We start from the raw sequence: 17820 nt of genomic DNA, 5'->3' as shown, positions 1-17820 counted from the left end.
GTGGCAATGAATTGGAATCGAATCGACCTGCGCTGGGCCTACACCGACTTGTTGTTGAGCCTGGGTCGGCGCACCGGTTGTATTCAGTTGGCGCAGGATGTGCTGCATGACGCCTTCATCCGCTACCTGCTGGTGGACAGGAAGACCCGCATCGAGCAGCCCAACGCGTATTTGCGCACGGTGGCGCAGTCGGTACTGATCGACCATTTCCGCCAGGCCGGGCGTTTCTGCTCGCTGGACGACCCTGAAGGTCTGGCGGTGGCCAATGAATCGCTCAACGAGCATTTCGCCCCCACGCCCGAACACTTGCTGGACATGCGCCAACGTCTGGAGGCGCTGCAACGCATCATCGACTGCCTGCCGCCGCGTTGCCGCGAGGTGTTCTGGCTGGTGCGGATCGAAGGACATAAACAGATGGACATCGCGCGCATGCTGGGGATCAGTCTCAGTGCAGTGGAGCGGCATCTGATCCGCGCATTGATGGATCTGCGTGCCGCCAAGGAGTTGCTGACATCATGAGTTCGGTACGCGAACAAGCGGCCCGCTGGTTCACGCGGCTGATGCATGTGCCCCAGGATCATCCCGATCACGAACAATTGCGCCAGTGGCTAGCGGCCAATCCGCTGCACGCGCGCGAGTATCAGGCGTTCTGCGAGTTGTGGGGGGACTTCTCCTCAACGGCCAGCACCCAGGCCCTGGCCAAGGCACTGGAACAGCGTCAGGGCCGGCGCGCCTTCATGCGCCGTGGCGTACTGGGGCTGGTGGGCTTGCTGGCGGTCGGGCTGGCCTGGCGCTATCGCACCCCTCACGAGTTCGAAGCGCAGTATGTCACCACGGTCGGCGAGCGCCGCCGCGTCAGTCTGCCCGATGGCAGCGAGCTGCATCTGGCGGCGGATACTCGCCTGCAGGTGCGTTTCGATCAGGGCCAGCGCCTGGTGCACCTGCTACAGGGGCAGGCGATTTTCGACGTGGCCCGTGAAAGCAGCCGCACGTTCCGGGTCGATGGCGGCCTCGCCCAGGTCACGGTGCTGGGCACACGGTTTGTGGTGGCACGTGAGCCCCATGAGCTGCGGGTCAGCGTCGAACGCGGCTCGGTGCAGGTGGACAATGGCCGTGGTCGCCTGGTGCTGGTGCCGGGCCAGGTCGCCAGCAGCGACAACCGCAACGCGCCGCACATGCTCGACATTTCCGCGAGCAACGCTTTTGCCTTCGAAATGGGTCGCCTGGTGCTGGAGCAGGCCGGGCTGGAAGAAGTCGCCAACAGCCTGTCCCGTTACCGCCGTCAACCGGTGCGGGTGCTGCCGGGCAAGGGCCAACCGCGCATCAACGCCGTGGTGCAACTGGACGACGTCGAAGGCTTCGTCCAGGCCTTGCCGGCCATTGCGCCCATCGAGGTCAGCAACCGCGACGGCATCACCTACCTGCGTGGTTTGTGACGCCTGAAAAAATTTGCACTTGGCACATCAGGGATTTTGTCGGGTCGTCCGTCAGTAGGTATCCCCACCTCTTACGAGACCCATCCATGCAGTCCCTGACCTTGATGAAATCCCTGACCTTGGCCGTCGCGCTGGGCGTTGCCAGCCATGCCTGGGCCGCGCCAGTGCAGTTTGACCTGCCGCGTCAGCCGTTGGCCACCTCGCTGCGCCAATTGGCCGAAGCCGCGCACCTGACGCTGGCGGTGGATCACAGCATCGTGCCCGACCAGTTGGCCCCGGCGGTTCGCGGCAACCTGGAACCGGCCAGCGCCCTGGCGCAACTGCTGCAAGGCACCGGCCTGACGTACAGCCAGCAAGGTTCGACCCTGGTGATTTCCCGGGTGCAGGCCGGTGCCATGGAACTGGGGGCGACCCTGGTCAATGCGAGCGCCCTGCCCGTCACGACCGAGGGCACCGGTTCCTACACCACCGGCGGGCTGACCATCGGCAAAGGTGAACACTCGCTGCGTGAAACCCCGCAATCGGTGACGGTGCTGACCCGCAAGTTCATGGATGACCAGAACCTCAACACCATCGAAGAGGTGATGAAAAAGACCCCGGGCATCACCGTGTATGACTCGCCCATGGGCGGCAAATATTTCTACTCCCGGGGCTTCCAGATGCTCGGCCAGTATCAGTACGACGGTGTGCCGCTGGACATGGGCAACAACTACGTGCAGGCCGACAGCTTCAGCAGCGACATGGCACTGTATGACCGCGTCGAAGTGCAACGCGGCGCCGCTGGCATGATGAAGGGCTCGGGCGGCACCGTGGGCGCGGTGAACTTCGTGCGCAAGCGCGGCACGGCCACGCCCCATACCGAAATCACCCTGTCTGCCGGCAGTTGGGACAACTACCGCGGCCAGGTGGACACCGGTGGGCCGTTGAACGCCAGTGGCACTGTTCGCGGTCGCGCGGTACTGGCGCAGCAGGATCGCCAGTATTTCTACGACCACGCCAAACGCCAGGACCAGGTGTTCTATGGCGCGCTGGATTTCGACCTGACGCCCGCCACCACACTCGGGCTGGGCGTGGCCTATGAGGATGTCGACGCCAATCCGTGCTGGCACGGCCTGCCGCGCTACAGCGATGGCAGCGACCTGAAACTCAGCCGTTCCACGTGCCTGGGCGCATCCTGGAACGACTGGCAAAGCCACCGGACCACGGTGTTTACCGACCTCAAGCATCAGTTCAATGATGACTGGGCGCTGAAGGTCGCCGGTGTGTACAGCAAGAACACCCAGGACATGAAGTACGGTTTTTCCGAAGGCACCATCACGGCGGGCACCACACCGGCGATGAGCATGTATTCCGGCCTGTTCGACTATGACCAGGTTGACTACGGTTTCGACGCCTACGTCGATGGCCACTTCGATGCCTTTGGCCAGCAACACGAACTGACCGTGGGCGCCAACGCCAGTCGCTCGAAAAAGGACGACAGTTACCTGTTGATCCGCCTGCCGGACAAGCAGAATCCCTTCGCCCCCAACGCCCACATCCCCGAGCCGCCGGACAGCTACTACTACGCCAATTCCTACAACGGCGGTCCGGTGGAGTCGACCACCAAGCAGTACGGCGCCTACTCCACCCTGCGCCTGAAACTGGCCGACCCGCTGACGCTGGTGCTGGGCAGTCGGGTCAGCTGGTACAAGTCCGAGCGTGATTCCTACACCGTTGCCTGGGACTATCCCGAGCACAGCAAAAGCACCGAGACTGGCGAAGTCACACCGTTTGCCGGAGTGCTCTACGACCTCAATGACAACCTCACCGCCTACGCCAGCTACTCAGATATTTTCACCCCGCAGGGTCAGTACCGTTCCGAGGGCGGCAGCTCGCTCAAGCCCATGGTCGGCGCCTCGTATGAATTGGGGATCAAGGGCGAATGGCTGGGCGGTCGGCTGAACACCGCATTCAACCTGTTCCGCACCATCCAGAAGGACCAGGCGCAAACCGACTACAACTCCACCTGCGCATCGCCCGACGGCTACTGCTACGTCAACGCCGGCAAGGTACGGGCTCAGGGCTTCGAAGCGGAAGTCAGCGGCGAAGTCATCGACCGCCTGCAAATGCTCGCCGGCTACACCTACACCCAGACCAAGACCCTGGAAAACATCGACTCCACCAGTGAAGGCGCGGTGTTCAACAGCTACGTGCCGCGTCACGTGCTGCGGGTGTGGGGCGACTACGCCCTGGACGGCGCCCTCGATCGCTTCAGCGTCGGCGCCGGTGTCGAGGCGCAGAGCGACAACTACCGGTTGAACAACACCGGCACCATCAAAAACAGCCAATCGGGGTATGCCGTGTGGAACGGCCGGATCGGCTATCGCATCGACGACACCTGGTCGGTGGCGGTCAATGGCAACAACCTGTTTGACCGCAAGTATTACCAGAGCATCGGGCGCGAGGGGTTTGGCAACTATTACGGGGAACCACGTAACTTCATGCTGACGGTGAAGGCGGATTTGTGAGGGTTTGCGTGCAAAGCTGATCAACCCCAATCGCGAGCAGGCTCGCTCCCACACAAAATCAAAAACCAATCGCCACCCCCTGTAGGAGCGAGCTTGCTCGCGATGGACGCAAGAACACCGCGGGTCATCAGGCAACCCGCGTCATCGTTGACGACCATCGCGAGCAGGCTCGCTCCCACAGAAAATCAAAAGCCAATCAGCCCCACCCCCCTGTAGGAGCGAGTTTACTCGCGATGGACGCAAGAACACCGCGGGGCATCAGGCAACCCGCGCCATCGTTGACAACCATCGCGAGCAGGTCGAATCGTCGCACCGTCGCTCCCACAGTTGATCGCATTCCCCTGTGGGAGCGAGCCTGCTCGCGATAGGGCCAGTTCGGCCTACCAAACATCGCGATAGTCAAACGACATCTGGTAATCGTAATTGGCCAAGACGATCGTATGCTGGAAGTAAGGCTGGATCACAGCGCGCCAATTTTCATCGACGTTGAACCCTCCATTGTTGACATTGTTTTCAACAGGGATGCCCAGGGCGATGAATACTGAATCATCATTGCCGAGATCGCGGGAGTATTCCTTCCCCTCACCCAGCTCTGTTTTTTTGTCGTACCACTCAAGCCTGAGTTTGAGTCCCATCGTCACCTCACAAATATTTTTTGGGGATGTTGCGTTTAGGTATAGCGCCTTTGAGTTGCTCACCTGTCTGGTGATCAAAGGATCCCAAATGGCTCCCGTCGCTGGCCCGATATACTTCCAGCTCACCGTGCCTTGAGTCCCACTCGTAAATCCGTCTGCCCTTCGCATCTTTCCAACGGTCTCTCAGTCCGCCACCCCCTACGATAGGGTTCATTTTCTTGGCTTCCTTGAGTCCGGGAAATGCGGTTATTTCCTCGGTTTTTGGTGCCGGATGGTAATCATGATCCGCAGGTGTCACACCCTTGCGCGGCCTGCTGATCACCACATAAAGCGGCTTAACCCCCGACCCCACCGGAAACACAAGAATGAAATCCTGGTAATCCGGCGGGTAAACCGGATCGACGATGATCGCCTCAGCCTGTTTCGTCGGCGGATACACCCAGATGTGCGGTGCTTGCGGCGCCGCTTCCAGTTTGGGAATGCCGAGAATGTCCGAGCCATCGACCGCCGGGGTCCAGATCAGCTCGATACCTTCTCCGAGGTCCGCGACGTACTGGCTGTCGCGCAACGCCAGCTGCACCACATCGACCATTTCCCAATCGCGCTTGGTGCCGGTGTAGAAGCCATAGCCCTTGAGGGTGCCATCGGCTTGCTGCTCCACGTGCAGGCGCACGCGGGTGCGGGCCTGTTTCAGGCTGCGCAGTTGCTCTTCGCTGTAGAGCGCGCTGTCGCCCAGGCTGGGCGACCAGAACACCGCCACCAGCGCGACCAGGGCGGTTGAGCCGGCCACGCTGAGTACACCGGTGGGCGCCGCGACAGCCGGCGTCCACAGCGCCAGCCGGCCGATGGCCAGCGCCGCACCGCCGATGCGGTTGAGCTCCGCCAGGCCTGCGTTGTTGACCTCGGAGGCGCCGAGCCAGGCCACTTCGCCGTAATCCTTGAGGCTGTCGGTCGGCACCATCCCCGAAGGGTTCGAGTAGTCGATAATGGCGTCCGGCAGCTTGCAGGATTTGGCGAACACGCAGCCATTGCGAACCGCCTTCGCCTCGCTTGCCACCACCGCCCGGCTGTCTTCGAACGCCTGCTGCCGCGCGAGCATGGCATCGTAGGCCTTCTGCCTGGCCTCCCGTTCGGCCAGCTCGGTGGCATTCATCAGGCGATAGGTCACATGATGGCCGTCGCCCGACGGTGGGTTTTGTAGCCTGGGAATATCCTTGCTGCCAGCCACTGATCATCCTTGTGTTCGTACGTCGTCAACCCTTGGGAAACGGGTGGTGCGACGTTAGCGAAGCGGATTGATCGTGGCTGTAGGACGGTTCTTTAATGCGACGCAGAGTTGTCTCTGCTCAGCAAGACGGCCTTGAGCTGATCGCATCAGGGGTGACCAGGACGCTATCCGATGCAGTTGATGGGCCACGCCTCACGGCCAGCACCCCTTCGACGACCAGCACGCAAATCGCCAGCCAGATGGCGATGTAAGTGGGCCATTGGGACGCCTTGATGGTTTCACCCAATATCAGCGAAGCGAAAACCAGCAGCACCGGCTCCACGTAGGTGAGCAACCCGAACAGGGCCAGGTTCAACTTGGGCGCCGACATCGCCGAGCACGCCAGGGCGCAAGCGCTAAGGCCTCCCAGGCCCAAAATGAGCACGACAAGGTAGACGGGACTGCTGGAGGTCGCCAGCAGGTCGCTGGAAGTGGTGATGAAGTACAGGCTCACCGGCAGGCTGAGGGCCAGGTCGAACCACAGGCCACCCAGATTATTGGTTCCTATCACGCGGCGCAGATAGAAATACAGCGGATAGCCCAGACACACCAGGAACGTCGGCCAGGACACCTGGCTCGCCGAAACCAGTTCGTTGATGACGCCCACACCTGCAATCAGACAGGCTGCTCGTTGAAAGCCGCTCAACTTCTCGTTGAACGCGAACCGCCCCACCACGGCCGCCGTGAGCGGCAGCAGGAAATACCCAAGCGACACATCCAGCGCGTGACCATTCACCGGCGCCCACATGAACAGCCAAAGCTGGACCCCGAGCAGGAATGAAGACAACAGGCGCTTTGCCCAGAAACCCGTCTCGCCCAGCACTCGCTTCCAGATGGCCTTGACCTCCTGCCACTCGCCGGTCGCGATAATCAGCAACGTGAGGCACGGGATCGTCAGCAAGATTCTCCAGCCATAAATCTGCTCGCCACTAAGTGAAGACAGCAGGCCCGTGTAGACATACATCACGGCGAACAAAACGGAGGCCGCAACGTTCAGGATCACACCGGATCGCACGCCGGTGATGGGGCTGGCATTCATGTTGAGAGCACCGAATCCGAAGAAGATGAATTGAACTGCCGCACTCGAACGGCAGGCATGGCAAAGCGCTTGGTGTGAGAACACGGCGCACTCAAGCCAGGTAAATTCTATTTCTGGATTCGTGGATAAAACTCTTTAAATAACGCCACTTCATGAAATAGGATTTCGCATCTATCATCGTTGCGAAATCCTGTTACGCGAGGACCACCAATGAGCCTTGATCAGTTCGACCGGGCAATACTCCGGGAAGTACAGCAGGACGCAAACCTCTCTCAGATCGAGTTGGGTGAGCGGGTCAACCTGTCATCCGCCGCCGTGAACCGGCGCCTGAAAAACCTTGCCGCCGAGGGCGTGATCCAAAAAACGGTCGCTCAAGTCCACGCTGCCACCCTGGGGTACGGCGTGACAGTGATCGCCGAGGTCGCAGTTGAAAGTGAGCGACTCGAATGGCTGGATGCGATGAAGCAGACGTTTTTGCAATGCCCTCAGGTCCAGCAGTGCTACTACGTTGCCGGAGAGTTCGATTTTGTTTTGATCATGCTCGTAAGAGACATGGAGCATTACACCCAACTGACACGCGAGCTGTTCTTCGAAAGCAACAACGTCAAACGCTTCAGGACACTCGTCTCAATGAGCACCATCAAGACAGGCATGACCGTGCCGGTTGATCGTTGACGGTTCAAGGGTCGATGTCGATTGGCTCAGCGCGATGCCTTGCGTAAAACGGCTCGAACGTCATGATTTTCCGATAACCTGCGCCTCCCTTATGAAGCGCAGGCAATCTGAACAATGGTACGGCTGAACGCAGATCTGATCACCGACTGGCCCACGTTCCACAGCGTATTCGCGCAAGCGTTCGGCTTCCCCGCCTTTTACGGTCGCAACATGGACGCCTGGGTTGACTGCCTCGGCTACCTCGACGATCCCAGCGCCGAAATGACCTCGGTGCACGTGCAAAGCGGGCAAACGCTTGCGCTGGTCATCGACAACGCCCAGGGCTTCAAGCTGCGTTGCCCGGATCAATTTGCAGCACTGGTGGAGTGTGCAGCTTATGTGAACTGGAGGGTCATCAACGGTGGCGACCCTCCTCTGCTGGCGCTTGCTTTCAATGTGTGAGGGGCACGCGCAAGTCAGCGTCGCAACGCGGAGACGGTCAATCCACAATGAAGAGCCTGGCGCCAACGAGGGTTGATGAGCGATGCGCTTCGGCGTTGTCGCCAACCTGATAACTCATGCCCGCGCTCAGCGTGAAGACGCGGCCATCTTCCAGCTCCGTCTCCAATTGACCTTCCAGGCAGAGCAAAATGTGCCCCTTGCGACACCAATGATCGGCAAGGTAGCCTGGGCTGTACTCTACCTGACGAACACGGATCGCTCCGAACTGGCAGGTGTGCCAGTAGGCCGTACCGGTCTCGCCCGGGTGTGTGGTGACTTCAATGCTCGACCAGTCGGTCGTACCAAACGGGATAGCGGTGAGCTGCATGGCGGTCTCATTCAGTCGATGGAGCCTGCACCCTACCGGGGTGACATTCCTGCCGATAGGCACAGACGACGCTTAAATACGCCATACAGAGGGGTGTCTGTTGCCCCGAGGTGTTCTTGCGTCCATCGCGAGCGTGCTCGCTCCTACAGGGGCTGGTTGGTGGTGTTCAATTGGGCGAATGCCAGGTAGTACCCGTTGCAATCGCGCAGGCCGAACTCCCTTGAACCGTAGGGCATGTCCTGCAGCGGCCAGGCGAGGTCGACCTGGTCTTTCAACGACTGGTAATACCGGTCAACCTGGGCAATCGCAAAATACAGAGTGCCCGAAAAGGCCACCGGGCTGCCCCAGATGTCGGCCTGGGTAAAGGTCAGGCTGCAATCCTCCAGGCGTACGGTGATGGTCGACTCGGCAGACTCCGCCACGGTGAAACCGAGCACATCGCGATAGAAACTGGCGGTGTCGGCCAAGTCGTTACAACGCAAAAGAGTGGTTAAGGGCATGCTGACCTCGGCAGTGGATAATCAAGCTCGCAAGCACTGACTTTACCTTTCGTCGCCACATCACGGAATGACAGATTGACATATCGGTAAATTCCGATATCTTGGCGACATGGAATTACTTGAAATCTTCAAAGCCCTCTCGAACCGGACCCGCCTTGATATTCTCAAAGGCCTGAAGGATCCCGTGAACAGCTTCCCCGCGCAGGATGAAGGGGACGTACACACCGTGGGGGTCTGCGTAAGCAGCATTCAGGAAGGCGTGGGTCTGTCGCAATCGACGGTGTCCGATTACCTGGCCACCTTGCAGCGAGCCGGCCTGGTCGAAGTACGGCGTATCGGTCAGTGGACCTATTACAAACGTAACGAGGCCGCCATCAGCGCCCTGGCCGAAATCATAGGCAAAGAGCTGTAATTTTTTACCTTTATATATCGGTAATTCCCGATATCCCTTTTTCCAGAAACAAGGATCAACCATGACGAGCTAGCGCAAAACCGTGCATAAAAATTTACCGTGATACATCGACTTTTCTCGATATCCCTTTTTACCGAAGAGAGAAACTAAAATGAAAGCAATGGTACTCAAAGCATTTGGTGGCCCTGAATCGTTCGAACTGCGCGACGTGCCCAAGCCCGTCCCCCAGGCAGGACAGGTGCTGGTGCGCGTTCACGCCACTTCTGTCAACCCGCTGGATTATCAGGTACGACGCGGCGACTACGCCGACCTGGTGCCCCTTCCCGCCATTACCGGGCACGACGTCTCCGGCGTCGTCGAAGCGGTCGGCCCGGGTGTGACAGCCTTCCGTGCCGGTGATGAAGTCTGGTACACCCCACAGATTTTCGAAGGGCCTGGCAGCTATGCCGAATACCACGTCGCGGCCGAAAACATCGTCGCGAAGAAGCCCGCTTCACTGAGCCATCTTGAGGCCGCCAGCCTGACCCTGGTCGGTGGAACCGTATGGGAAGCACTCACCGTGCGAGCGGTACTGCGGGTGGGCGAAAGCATTCTGGTGCACGGTGGCGCGGGTGGTGTCGGACACGTGGCGATCCAGGTGGCGAAAGCCATGGGTGCCAAGGTCTTCACCACCGTGCGTGAAGAGAATTTCGAGTTCGTGCGCAAGCTGGGCGCCGACGTGATGATCGACTACGAAAAAGAGGACTACGTCGACGCCATCCTGCGTGAAACCGACGGCAAAGGCGTCGACGTGGTATTCGACACCATCGGTGGCAACACCCTGTCGCGCAGCCCCGATGTGCTGGCCCAACTGGGTCGTGTGGTGTCGATCGTCGACATTGCCCAGCCGCAAAACGTCATCAACGCCTGGGGCAAGAACGCCAGTTACCACTTCGTGTTCACCCGGCAAAACCGCGGCAAGCTCGACGAGCTGAGCGCCCTGATCGAGCGCGGCCAATTGCGTCCCCACCTCGGCGCCGTCTACTCGCTGGCCGACCTCGCCCAGGCCCATGCGCGGCTGGAAAGCCCCAACAATGGCCTTCAAGGGAAAATCGCGATCGCCGTCGAGCCATCGCAAGCCTGAACTCACTGGAGGTTACGCCATGATTTACGAGATCGCTCTACTGCCCGTTCACAAGGAACGGATTGAAGGTTTCAGGGACGCCTTTGCCAAGGTCGCCCCGCTGCTGTGCCGCGCCAAGGGTTACCTGGGGCACGTGCTCGCACAAGGGATCGAAACCCCGGAGCACTTCAACCTGATCGTGCGCTGGCAATCCCTCGAGGATCACACGCCGGGCTTCGAGGCGAGTGAGGACCACCGGCTATTCATGCTGGGACTGGAGGAATACTTTTGCGAGGAGCCGACGGTTTATCACATCGAGGGTGAGCGGTTTTAGCGTAGGGAAGTTGTAATGGTCGTCAGGATAACGCGGGCTGTCTGGATGCCCGCGGTTTCCGGGAAACTTTTCGCGAGCAGGCTCGCTCCCACTAGAGGGTGTGGGTGCCTGTGAGCCCACGGTCACCCGGCTTTTTTTTGCGAGCAAGCTCGCTACCACAGGGGCTTCACGCTTCATGTCAGTCAGGAGAAAACCGGTTTGTCTGAAAATACCCGCTGGCGATCCTTCGCCGCCGACACGCTGGCGTTGATCGTGTTTTTCACCACGACCGGCATCCTCAACGAGCGGTTCATCGCCGGGATGACCTGGGATCAGGTGTTTCACGCGCGCCTGCTGGGCGCCGCGCTGATGGTGGTTTCCGGTCGCCCCTATGGCCTGTGGCGTGACTGGATCATGCGGTTTGCCGGTCCGGGCCGGTTCTCGCAGATCGCCTGGGACTCACTGGCGCTGGTCAGTTTCCAGGTGCCGATCTATGCGGCCATCCTGACCATCAGCGGTGCCAGCGGCGCCGAGCTGCTGCGCGGCTCGCTCGGTGTGACGGTGATCATGCTGGCGTTGGGGCGGCCCTATGGCGCGTTCCTGAATATTGTCAGAAGGCGCTTCGGGCTGCCGCCAGGAGGGGAAAAGCCGATGTCGTTGAATGTGTAGCCGCGAACCTCTACCGCTTCAGGGAATCAGCACGATCGAACCGGTGTGCTTGCGTGCTGCGATGGCGTGATGGGCCTCTGCCGCTTCTGCCAGCCGATACCGGGAAAGCGCCAATGGACCCAGAGCCCCCTCGCGAAACCGCTCGAACAACTCGGAGGCAGCCATGTTCTGGTTCTGCGCATTGACGTATCGCGGCGTGGATGTCTGCACATATTCGATGCCCCGCGCAGCCAGCAACCGCGTATCCGCGACCACCGAACCGGATGCATTGCCGGCGTGCACCAGGTCGCCGCCATCGCGCAATGCATGGATCGACGCGTCCAGCGTCTGCCGACCGATCAGGTCGTAGACCACGTCGACTGCACCGTTCACCGCCTTGATCCGCTCGGCGAGTTCAGGCTCGTCGGTGCGCAGCACATGATCGAACCCCCAGCCTTCGACAATATGCGCCTTGTTCGCCGAGCCCACCGTCGCAATCACGGTCGCGCCGAGGGATTTCGCCCAATGCGCGAGCAAGGTGCCTACGCCACCGGAGGCGCCCTGCACCACCACGGTTTCGCCGGGCCTGACCGCATGCGCTCGCTTGACCAGCGACCACGCGGTCAAGCCCTTCGACAACAGGCCCGCCGCCTGTTCGCTGGAGAGGTCGTCGGGCAGTTTGATCAGTGCGCTGGCATCAATCACCCGCCGCTCGGCATAGGCACCGAACGCGAAGAAATAGCCGACACGATCACCGACTTTCAGGTGAGACACTTCAGGCCCGACCTCTTCGACGACACCGGCGGCCTCCACACCCATGCTGAACGGCAGCGGCACTTTGAAGGTACCATCCCTGAACATGGTGTCGACGAAATTCACGCCGATGGCTTCGTGGCGGATGAGCACCTGGCCCTGGGCGGGGTTTTCCAGGGTGGAGGTTTCGAGCTGGAGAACCGCCGGGGTTCCCTGTTGGTAGATGCGGATGCGTTGAGTCATGGCTGCCTCGTCGATTACAAGGGTTGAGAACGAACCGCCGCCCTGTGTGAGGGCGGCGGGACAGTCGATCAGGCGCTCTGGCCGCCATCGACGTTGAGCGTGGCACCGGTGATGTACGAGGCTTCGGGACCTGCGAGGAAAGATACGGCAGCGGCGATGTCTTCCGGCTGACCGTAACGACCCAGCGCTGCGAGGCCGGCCAGGAACGGCGCGTGATCGGCGGTCTCGGGGTTCATCTCGGTGTTGATCGCGCCCGGCTGGATGACATTGACGGTGATGTTGCGCGGGCCCAGGTCACGGGCCCAGCCACGGCTGTAGGCAGCCACTGCGGCTTTGGTCGCAACGTAGTCGGCGGCGCCAGGGAACGGCACATGATCGGCGCCGGTGGTGCCCAGGGAAATGATCCTGCCACCGTCATTCATCAGGCCGACGGCAGTGCGTACGGCGGTGACCACGCCACCCACGTTGACCGCTTGCTGGCGGTCGAAGGCTGCGATGTCGGCCTCCGGGTCGCCCACGGGACCGGTGACGAACACCCCGGCGCTGTTGACCAGAATGTCCAGGCGGCCAAAGTGCTGGTGCACCTGTTTCACCAGGGCGCTGACCTGGGCGGAGTCGCCCTGATCGGCCTGGACGGCCAGCGCCTGAACGCCATGGTGCTGAATTTCTGCGACCACCTTTTGCGCCTGCTCTGGCGATTTTGCGTAGCTGAACGCGACATGGGCGCCATCGGCCGCGAGACGTTTGGCGATGGCTGCGCCGATGCCACGGGAGCCGCCGGTTACCAGTGCCACTTTACCTTTGAGTTGTTGAGTCATTTGCCTGATCTCCTGAAGAGCCCGCCCCAATGGCTGGCTTCGTTTCGGTGAGATCAATTTATGAGATAGCGAACTCGGGATAAATTAGCTAAAAATGACACCACTGTTCCCAAATACGGGCTAATCGAACGATGGACTACTTCACGGCGGTCAAGGCATTCATCCAGGTGGTGGAAGCCGGAAGCTTCGTCAAGGCGGCGCAGACACTGAACCTGCCGCGCAACACCGTGACCAAACATATCCAGTCGCTGGAAAGCCACTTGCGCGTGAAGTTGCTCAACCGCACCACGCGGCGCATTTCGCTGACCAACGACGGCACCGCCTACTACGAGCGCATGGTGCGGGTGGTCGATCAATGGCTCGAAGCCGAATCCGACTTGGCCAGCGCACAGGACCGCCCCCATGGGCGCTTGCGCGTGGACATGGGCTCGACCATGGCGACGATGCTGGTGCTACCTGCTTTGCCCGACTTCCAGAAACGCTACCCGGATTTGCAACTGAACATCGGCGTGAGCGACAGGCCCGTCGATCTGCTGGGCGACCGGGTGGACTGCGTGATTCGCGGCGGCGCCCTGAACGACCCTTCGCTGATCGCCCGCCGCCTGGGCAGCCTGCGTTTCGTCACCTGCGCGACACCGGCTTATCTCGCCGCCCATGGCACACCGCTGCATCCCGGCGACCTGGAAAAGAATCACCAGATGGTCCGCTACTTCTTCGCCGGTAGCCAAAAACGCCTGCCGGTCGAATTCATCCGGGGAGACGAGCGTATCCCGGTGGACGCGCCCTACTTCGTCTCGGTCAACGACTCGAACGCCCTGCTCGCCGCCGCCCTCGCGGGCCTGGGCGTGTTGCAGACCTTGCAGTTCATGGCCGAGCCGCACTTCAAGTCCGGCGCGTTGGTTCCCCTGCTGGAGCAGTGGACGCTGGAACCCAACCCCATCTACATCGTCTACTCACCCAACCGACACCTGAGCGCGCGGGTGCGGGTGTTCGTGGACTGGCTGGTCGAGTTGTTCGAAGCGAAAGGATTGCGTTGAAAAGCAGTCATTGACGGAGTCAATAACAACCATTAATTCAATGAAGTTCTCATATTGGTACGACGGCGTAACATCAGCTCCATACCCACTGACCACCGCTAGGAGCACACACCATGAAACGCCAAACCATCCTCGGCATCGCTTTCTCGATCTTCGCCCTGAACGCTTTCGCTGCAGCCACCCAGACTGACCCACTGTTCAGCGACGCGGTTGCCGCGGTTGAATCCGACCGCCTGTTCAGTGACGCCGTAGCGGCCACTGAGACTGACAAACTGTTCAGCGATGCTGTTGCTTCGACCGAAACTGACAAGCTGTTCAGTGACGCTGTCGCTTCGACCGAAACTGACAAATTGTTCAGTGACGCCGTAGCTGCGACCGAGACCGACAAACTGTTCAGCGATGCGGTTGCCGCGACCGAAACTGACAAGCTCTTCAGCGATGCCGTTGCCGCCGCTGAGTCTGACAAACTGTTCAGTGACGCCGTTGCCGAAGGTGGTTCGGATCGCCTGATCGAACGCCGTGTCGCGTGAATGCATGGCTTCACCGCAGTACCCGAAAAAAGGGGCAGATTTGTTGAAAAACAATCTGCCCCTTCTTCGTTGTGGAACCGAATCACCGACAACGCCCCCCTTTTGTGGGAGCGAGCCTGCTCGCGATAAAGGCCGAAGCGCCACGGACATCCAGACAGCCCACGTCATCGTTGACGACCATCGCGACGGTTCGACGCCTCGACAAGCTCGCTCCTACAGGTGCGGCGGTGACCCATTGCATTTCAGCACGGCACAAATCCCTGTAGGAGCGAGCTTGCTCGCGATTGCAGGATCATGCACCGCAGGCATCCAGACATTCCCCATCATCGTTGGCGACCATCGCGACGGTTCGACGCCTCGACAGGCTCGCTCCCACAGGAGATTTGTAATCGTTCGCGGAACTTAGGGCAGCCCATAACCTGTGGGAGCGGGCTTGCTCGCGAAGAGGCCGGCAGATTCAACGTCATTGTCGCCTGACCGCCCGCATTCGCGAGCAGGCTCGCTCCCACAGGTCCGGCGGTGACCCGATGCATTTCAGCACGGCACAAATCCCTGTAGGAGCGAGCATGCTCGCGATGCAAGTCCAGGCACCGCAGGCCTCCAGACAGACCGCATTATCGTTGGCGACCATCGCGAGCAGGCTCGCTCCCACAGGGGATTTGTGATCATTCGCGGAACTTAGGGCAGCCCAAAACCTGTGGGAGCGGGCTTGCTCGCGAAGAGGCCGGCAGATTCAACATCAATGTCGCCTGAAAGTCCGCATTCGCGAGCAAGCCCGCTCCCACAGGTACGGCGGTTATCCATTGCATTTCGGCATGGCGCAGATTCCTGTAGGAGCGAGCTTGCTCGCGATGCAAGCTCAGGCACCGCGGGCATCCAGACAGCCCTCGTCATCGTTAACGACCATCGCGACGGTTCGACGCCTCGACAGGCTCGCTCCTACAGGGGGTCGGGTCGGGTCGGCATCAATCCGGGGCAAAAAAAAACCGGCCATTTCGGCCGGTTTTTTTATCAGTGCGGTGCCCGCGGAATGGTCTTTAGCAGATCTTCCGGGCTGATGTAACCCACCACCGGCTCAGCCACGCTGCCCGGCAACGGCAGGTCCAGGATGTGCCCTTTCATCTTGCCGATCACATGCATTTCGCATGGTTTGCAGTCGAACTTCAGGGTCAGCACTTCGTTGCCGTGCACCAGTTGCATTGGCGCGACCTTGGTGCGTACGCCAGTGACGCCCTTGGCCTGTTTCGGGCACAGGTTGAAGGAGAAGCGCAGGCAGTGCTTGGTGATCATCACCGGCACTTCGCCGGTTTCTTCATGCGCCTCGAACGCGGCGTCGATCAGTTCGACCCCGTGGCGATGGTAGAAGTCGCGGGCCTTCTGGTTGTAGACGTTGGCCAGGAACGACAGGTGCGACTCCGGGTACACCGGCGGCGGGCTGGTTTCGGCCTTGCGACCACCGCGTGGGTGGGCGGCCACGCGGGCGGCGGTCAGGGCCTCGATCGCTTCGCGGCGCAAGGCCTTGAGCTGCGAGTTGGGAATGAAAAACGCCTGCGGTGCATCGAGCTTGATGTCGGTGGCGTGGTACTCGGTGGTCCCCAATTGGCCGAGCAGGTCGCGCAGCTGCTCCAGCGCCTGCTCCGGCTTGTTGGCCAGGCCGAATGGACCGTCCAGGGAAGCGCTGGCACTGATGCCCTCTTCGCTGGTGGCGGTCAGTTGCAGGTATTGTTCGTCCAGTTGCGCCACCCAACGCAAGCCGATACGACGCTCGGCAGAGGTCTTGAGCAAGGCCTGCTGCCAGTTGTGGTCGAGGTTGCGGCTCAGCGGGTGGTTGGGCCGCAGCTTGTACATGCCCTCCGGCATCTCGTTGGGCTCGACGCGATAGCGGTAGCGCTTCTCGCCTTCTTCCTCGAACTCGCCCTTGGCTTCTGCGATGTTGGCGCGGAAACCCACCACTTCGCGCTTGACCAGCACGTTGAGGCCGTCACCGTTGGACAGAGGCTCGGTGGTCACCACCTGCATGTCGCGCTTGCCGACCTTCTCCACCACGCCCACCGGCAAACCGGTGAAAGTCGGTGAGTCGAAGGCGCCGATGTCGATCTTGCGGTCGCTGACGAAATAGTCGGTGCTGCCACGGTGGAAGGTCTTTTCCGGGTCGGGCACGAAGAAGTGCGCGGTACGGCCGCTCGAGGCGCGGGCCAGGTCCGGGCGGTCTTCGAGCACGGCGTCGAGGCGCTGGCGGTAATAGGCGGTGATGTTCTTCACATAGCCCATGTCCTTGTAGCGACCTTCGATCTTGAACGAACGCACGCCGGCCTCGACCAGTGCGCGGATGTTGGCGCTCTGGTTGTTGTCCTTCATCGAAAGCAAGTGTTTTTCGTAGGCGATCACCCCACCTTTCTCGTCCTTGAGGGTGTACGGCAGGCGGCAGGCCTGGGAGCAGTCGCCACGGTTGGCGCTGCGGCCGGTCTGCGCGTGGGAAATGTTGCACTGGCCGGAAAACGCCACGCACAACGCGCCGTGGATGAAGAACTCGATGGCCGCGTCGGTTTCGTCGGCGATCGCGCGGATTTCCTTGAGGTTCAGCTCACGGGCCAGGACCAGTTGCGAGAAACCGGCCTGATCGAGGAACTTGGCCCGCTCCAAGGTGCGGATGTCGGTCTGGGTGCTGGCGTGCAGCTCGATGGGCGGAATATCCAGCTCCATCACCCCCAGGTCCTGGACGATCAGCGCATCGACCCCTGCATCGTACAGTTGGTGGATCAGCTTGCGCGCCGGCTCCAGCTCGTTGTCGTGCAGGATCGTGTTGATGGTGGTGAACACCCGGGCGTGGTAACGACGAGCGAATTCCACCAACCCGGCGATATCACTCACCTCGTTGCAGGCATTGTGGCGGGCGCCGAAGCTCGGGCCGCCGATGTAGATCGCGTCGGCACCATGCAGGATGGCTTCGCGGGCAATGCTCACGTCACGGGCGGGGCTGAGCAGTTCCAAGTGATGCTTGGGCAAGGACATAGGTATTTTTTATCTGGTTTGGCACGGTTGAACTGCGCATTGTACCGGCCAATTGCCCGAACGGCACGGGGGTGCGACCGAATGC

General features: G+C 60.8%; 19 protein-coding genes. 10 read left to right on the top strand and 9 right to left on the bottom strand.

The window, feature by feature from the left end:
• The first annotated feature begins 6 nt into the window (after nt 1-6).
• From ABVN20_RS23290 to ABVN20_RS23280, 3 genes are all read left to right on the top strand, one after another.
• Nucleotides 7-519, top strand: a complete 513-nt coding sequence (locus ABVN20_RS23290) for a sigma-70 family RNA polymerase sigma factor (protein WP_368558100.1) — start codon at nt 7-9, stop codon at nt 517-519.
• Nucleotides 516-1436 (top strand): FecR domain-containing protein, encoded by a 921-nt coding sequence (locus tag ABVN20_RS23285; RefSeq protein WP_368558099.1) that lies wholly within the window; start codon nt 516-518, stop codon nt 1434-1436. The genes ABVN20_RS23290 and ABVN20_RS23285 overlap by 4 nt, the downstream gene beginning before the upstream one ends.
• Before the next feature lie 86 nt (nt 1437-1522).
• Nucleotides 1523-3943: a TonB-dependent siderophore receptor gene (locus ABVN20_RS23280; protein ID WP_368558098.1), complete on the top strand. Its 2421-nt coding sequence runs from the start codon at nt 1523-1525 to the stop codon at nt 3941-3943.
• Between the two features lie 380 nt (nt 3944-4323).
• Here ABVN20_RS23280 and ABVN20_RS23275 read toward each other — a convergent pair whose 3' ends face one another.
• From ABVN20_RS23275 to rarD, 3 genes are all read right to left on the bottom strand, one after another.
• Complete coding sequence (locus ABVN20_RS23275; protein ID WP_368558097.1) at nt 4324-4578, bottom strand: colicin E3-like toxin immunity protein; 255 nt, start codon at nt 4576-4578, stop codon at nt 4324-4326.
• A 7-nt stretch (nt 4579-4585) separates the two neighbouring features.
• On the bottom strand, nt 4586-5806 hold the full coding sequence (locus ABVN20_RS23270; RefSeq protein ID WP_368558096.1) for a colicin E3/pyocin S6 family cytotoxin: 1221 nt from the start codon (nt 5804-5806) through the stop codon (nt 4586-4588).
• A 118-nt stretch (nt 5807-5924) separates the two neighbouring features.
• The gene (gene rarD, locus ABVN20_RS23265; protein WP_368558095.1) at nt 5925-6884 is read right to left on the bottom strand and encodes an EamA family transporter RarD; all 960 of its coding nucleotides are present in this window, start codon (nt 6882-6884) and stop codon (nt 5925-5927) included.
• A 210-nt stretch (nt 6885-7094) separates the two neighbouring features.
• Between rarD and ABVN20_RS23260 the strand changes: the two genes are divergently transcribed.
• Both ABVN20_RS23260 and ABVN20_RS23255 read left to right on the top strand, forming a co-directional pair.
• Nucleotides 7095-7559, top strand: coding sequence for an Lrp/AsnC family transcriptional regulator (locus tag ABVN20_RS23260; RefSeq protein ID WP_368558094.1), 465 nt, complete (start codon nt 7095-7097; stop codon nt 7557-7559).
• A 114-nt stretch (nt 7560-7673) separates the two neighbouring features.
• Entirely contained in the window at nt 7674-8000 is a 327-nt protein-coding gene (locus ABVN20_RS23255) for a barstar family protein (protein ID WP_368558093.1), read from the top strand.
• 37 nt (nt 8001-8037) lie between these two features.
• On the opposite strand, the gene ABVN20_RS23250 is transcribed toward ABVN20_RS23255, so the two are convergent.
• Both ABVN20_RS23250 and ABVN20_RS23245 read right to left on the bottom strand, forming a co-directional pair.
• A complete protein-coding gene (locus ABVN20_RS23250; RefSeq protein WP_368558092.1) occupies nt 8038-8367 on the bottom strand; it encodes a DHCW motif cupin fold protein in 330 nt (109 codons plus the stop codon).
• A 143-nt stretch (nt 8368-8510) separates the two neighbouring features.
• Nucleotides 8511-8867: a VOC family protein gene (locus tag ABVN20_RS23245; protein ID WP_368558091.1), complete on the bottom strand. Its 357-nt coding sequence runs from the start codon at nt 8865-8867 to the stop codon at nt 8511-8513.
• A gap of 109 nt (nt 8868-8976) precedes the next feature.
• On the opposite strand from ABVN20_RS23245, the gene ABVN20_RS23240 reads away from it, so the two are divergent.
• The 4 genes from ABVN20_RS23240 (at nt 8977) to alaE (ending at nt 11363) form a co-directional block, all read left to right on the top strand.
• A complete protein-coding gene (locus tag ABVN20_RS23240; RefSeq protein ID WP_368558090.1) occupies nt 8977-9279 on the top strand; it encodes an ArsR/SmtB family transcription factor in 303 nt (100 codons plus the stop codon).
• A gap of 151 nt (nt 9280-9430) precedes the next feature.
• On the top strand, nt 9431-10402 hold the full coding sequence (locus ABVN20_RS23235) for a zinc-dependent alcohol dehydrogenase family protein (RefSeq protein WP_368558089.1): 972 nt from the start codon (nt 9431-9433) through the stop codon (nt 10400-10402).
• Between the two features lie 19 nt (nt 10403-10421).
• Nucleotides 10422-10715, top strand: a complete 294-nt coding sequence (locus ABVN20_RS23230; protein WP_368558088.1) for an antibiotic biosynthesis monooxygenase — start codon at nt 10422-10424, stop codon at nt 10713-10715.
• Nucleotides 10716-10913: 198 nt separating this feature from the next.
• Nucleotides 10914-11363 (top strand): L-alanine exporter AlaE, encoded by a 450-nt coding sequence (alaE, locus tag ABVN20_RS23225; RefSeq protein WP_368558087.1) that lies wholly within the window; start codon nt 10914-10916, stop codon nt 11361-11363.
• Between the two features lie 18 nt (nt 11364-11381).
• On the opposite strand, the gene ABVN20_RS23220 is transcribed toward alaE, so the two are convergent.
• Both ABVN20_RS23220 and ABVN20_RS23215 read right to left on the bottom strand, forming a co-directional pair.
• Nucleotides 11382-12338, bottom strand: a complete 957-nt coding sequence (locus tag ABVN20_RS23220) for a zinc-binding dehydrogenase (protein WP_368558086.1) — start codon at nt 12336-12338, stop codon at nt 11382-11384.
• A gap of 68 nt (nt 12339-12406) precedes the next feature.
• On the bottom strand, nt 12407-13156 hold the full coding sequence (locus ABVN20_RS23215; protein WP_368558085.1) for an SDR family NAD(P)-dependent oxidoreductase: 750 nt from the start codon (nt 13154-13156) through the stop codon (nt 12407-12409).
• A gap of 131 nt (nt 13157-13287) precedes the next feature.
• Here ABVN20_RS23215 and ABVN20_RS23210 point away from each other — a divergent pair, with 131 nt between their 5' ends.
• A complete protein-coding gene (locus ABVN20_RS23210) occupies nt 13288-14193 on the top strand; it encodes a LysR substrate-binding domain-containing protein (RefSeq protein WP_368558084.1) in 906 nt (301 codons plus the stop codon).
• Nucleotides 14194-14291: 98 nt separating this feature from the next.
• On the opposite strand, the gene ABVN20_RS23205 is transcribed toward ABVN20_RS23210, so the two are convergent.
• Together ABVN20_RS23205 and ABVN20_RS23200 are read right to left on the bottom strand one after the other, a co-directional pair.
• Entirely contained in the window at nt 14292-14729 is a 438-nt protein-coding gene (locus ABVN20_RS23205) for a hypothetical protein (RefSeq protein WP_368558083.1), read from the bottom strand.
• A gap of 1005 nt (nt 14730-15734) precedes the next feature.
• Entirely contained in the window at nt 15735-17735 is a 2001-nt protein-coding gene (locus tag ABVN20_RS23200; RefSeq protein ID WP_368558082.1) for a U32 family peptidase, read from the bottom strand.
• Nucleotides 17736-17820 lie beyond the last annotated feature (85 nt).

The organism is Pseudomonas sp. MYb118, from assembly GCF_040947875.1.
Classification (GTDB): Bacteria; Pseudomonadota; Gammaproteobacteria; order Pseudomonadales; family Pseudomonadaceae; genus Aquipseudomonas.
Note: the sequence above shows the minus strand (reverse complement) of the source record. Positions and strands in the feature narration are given on the sequence as shown.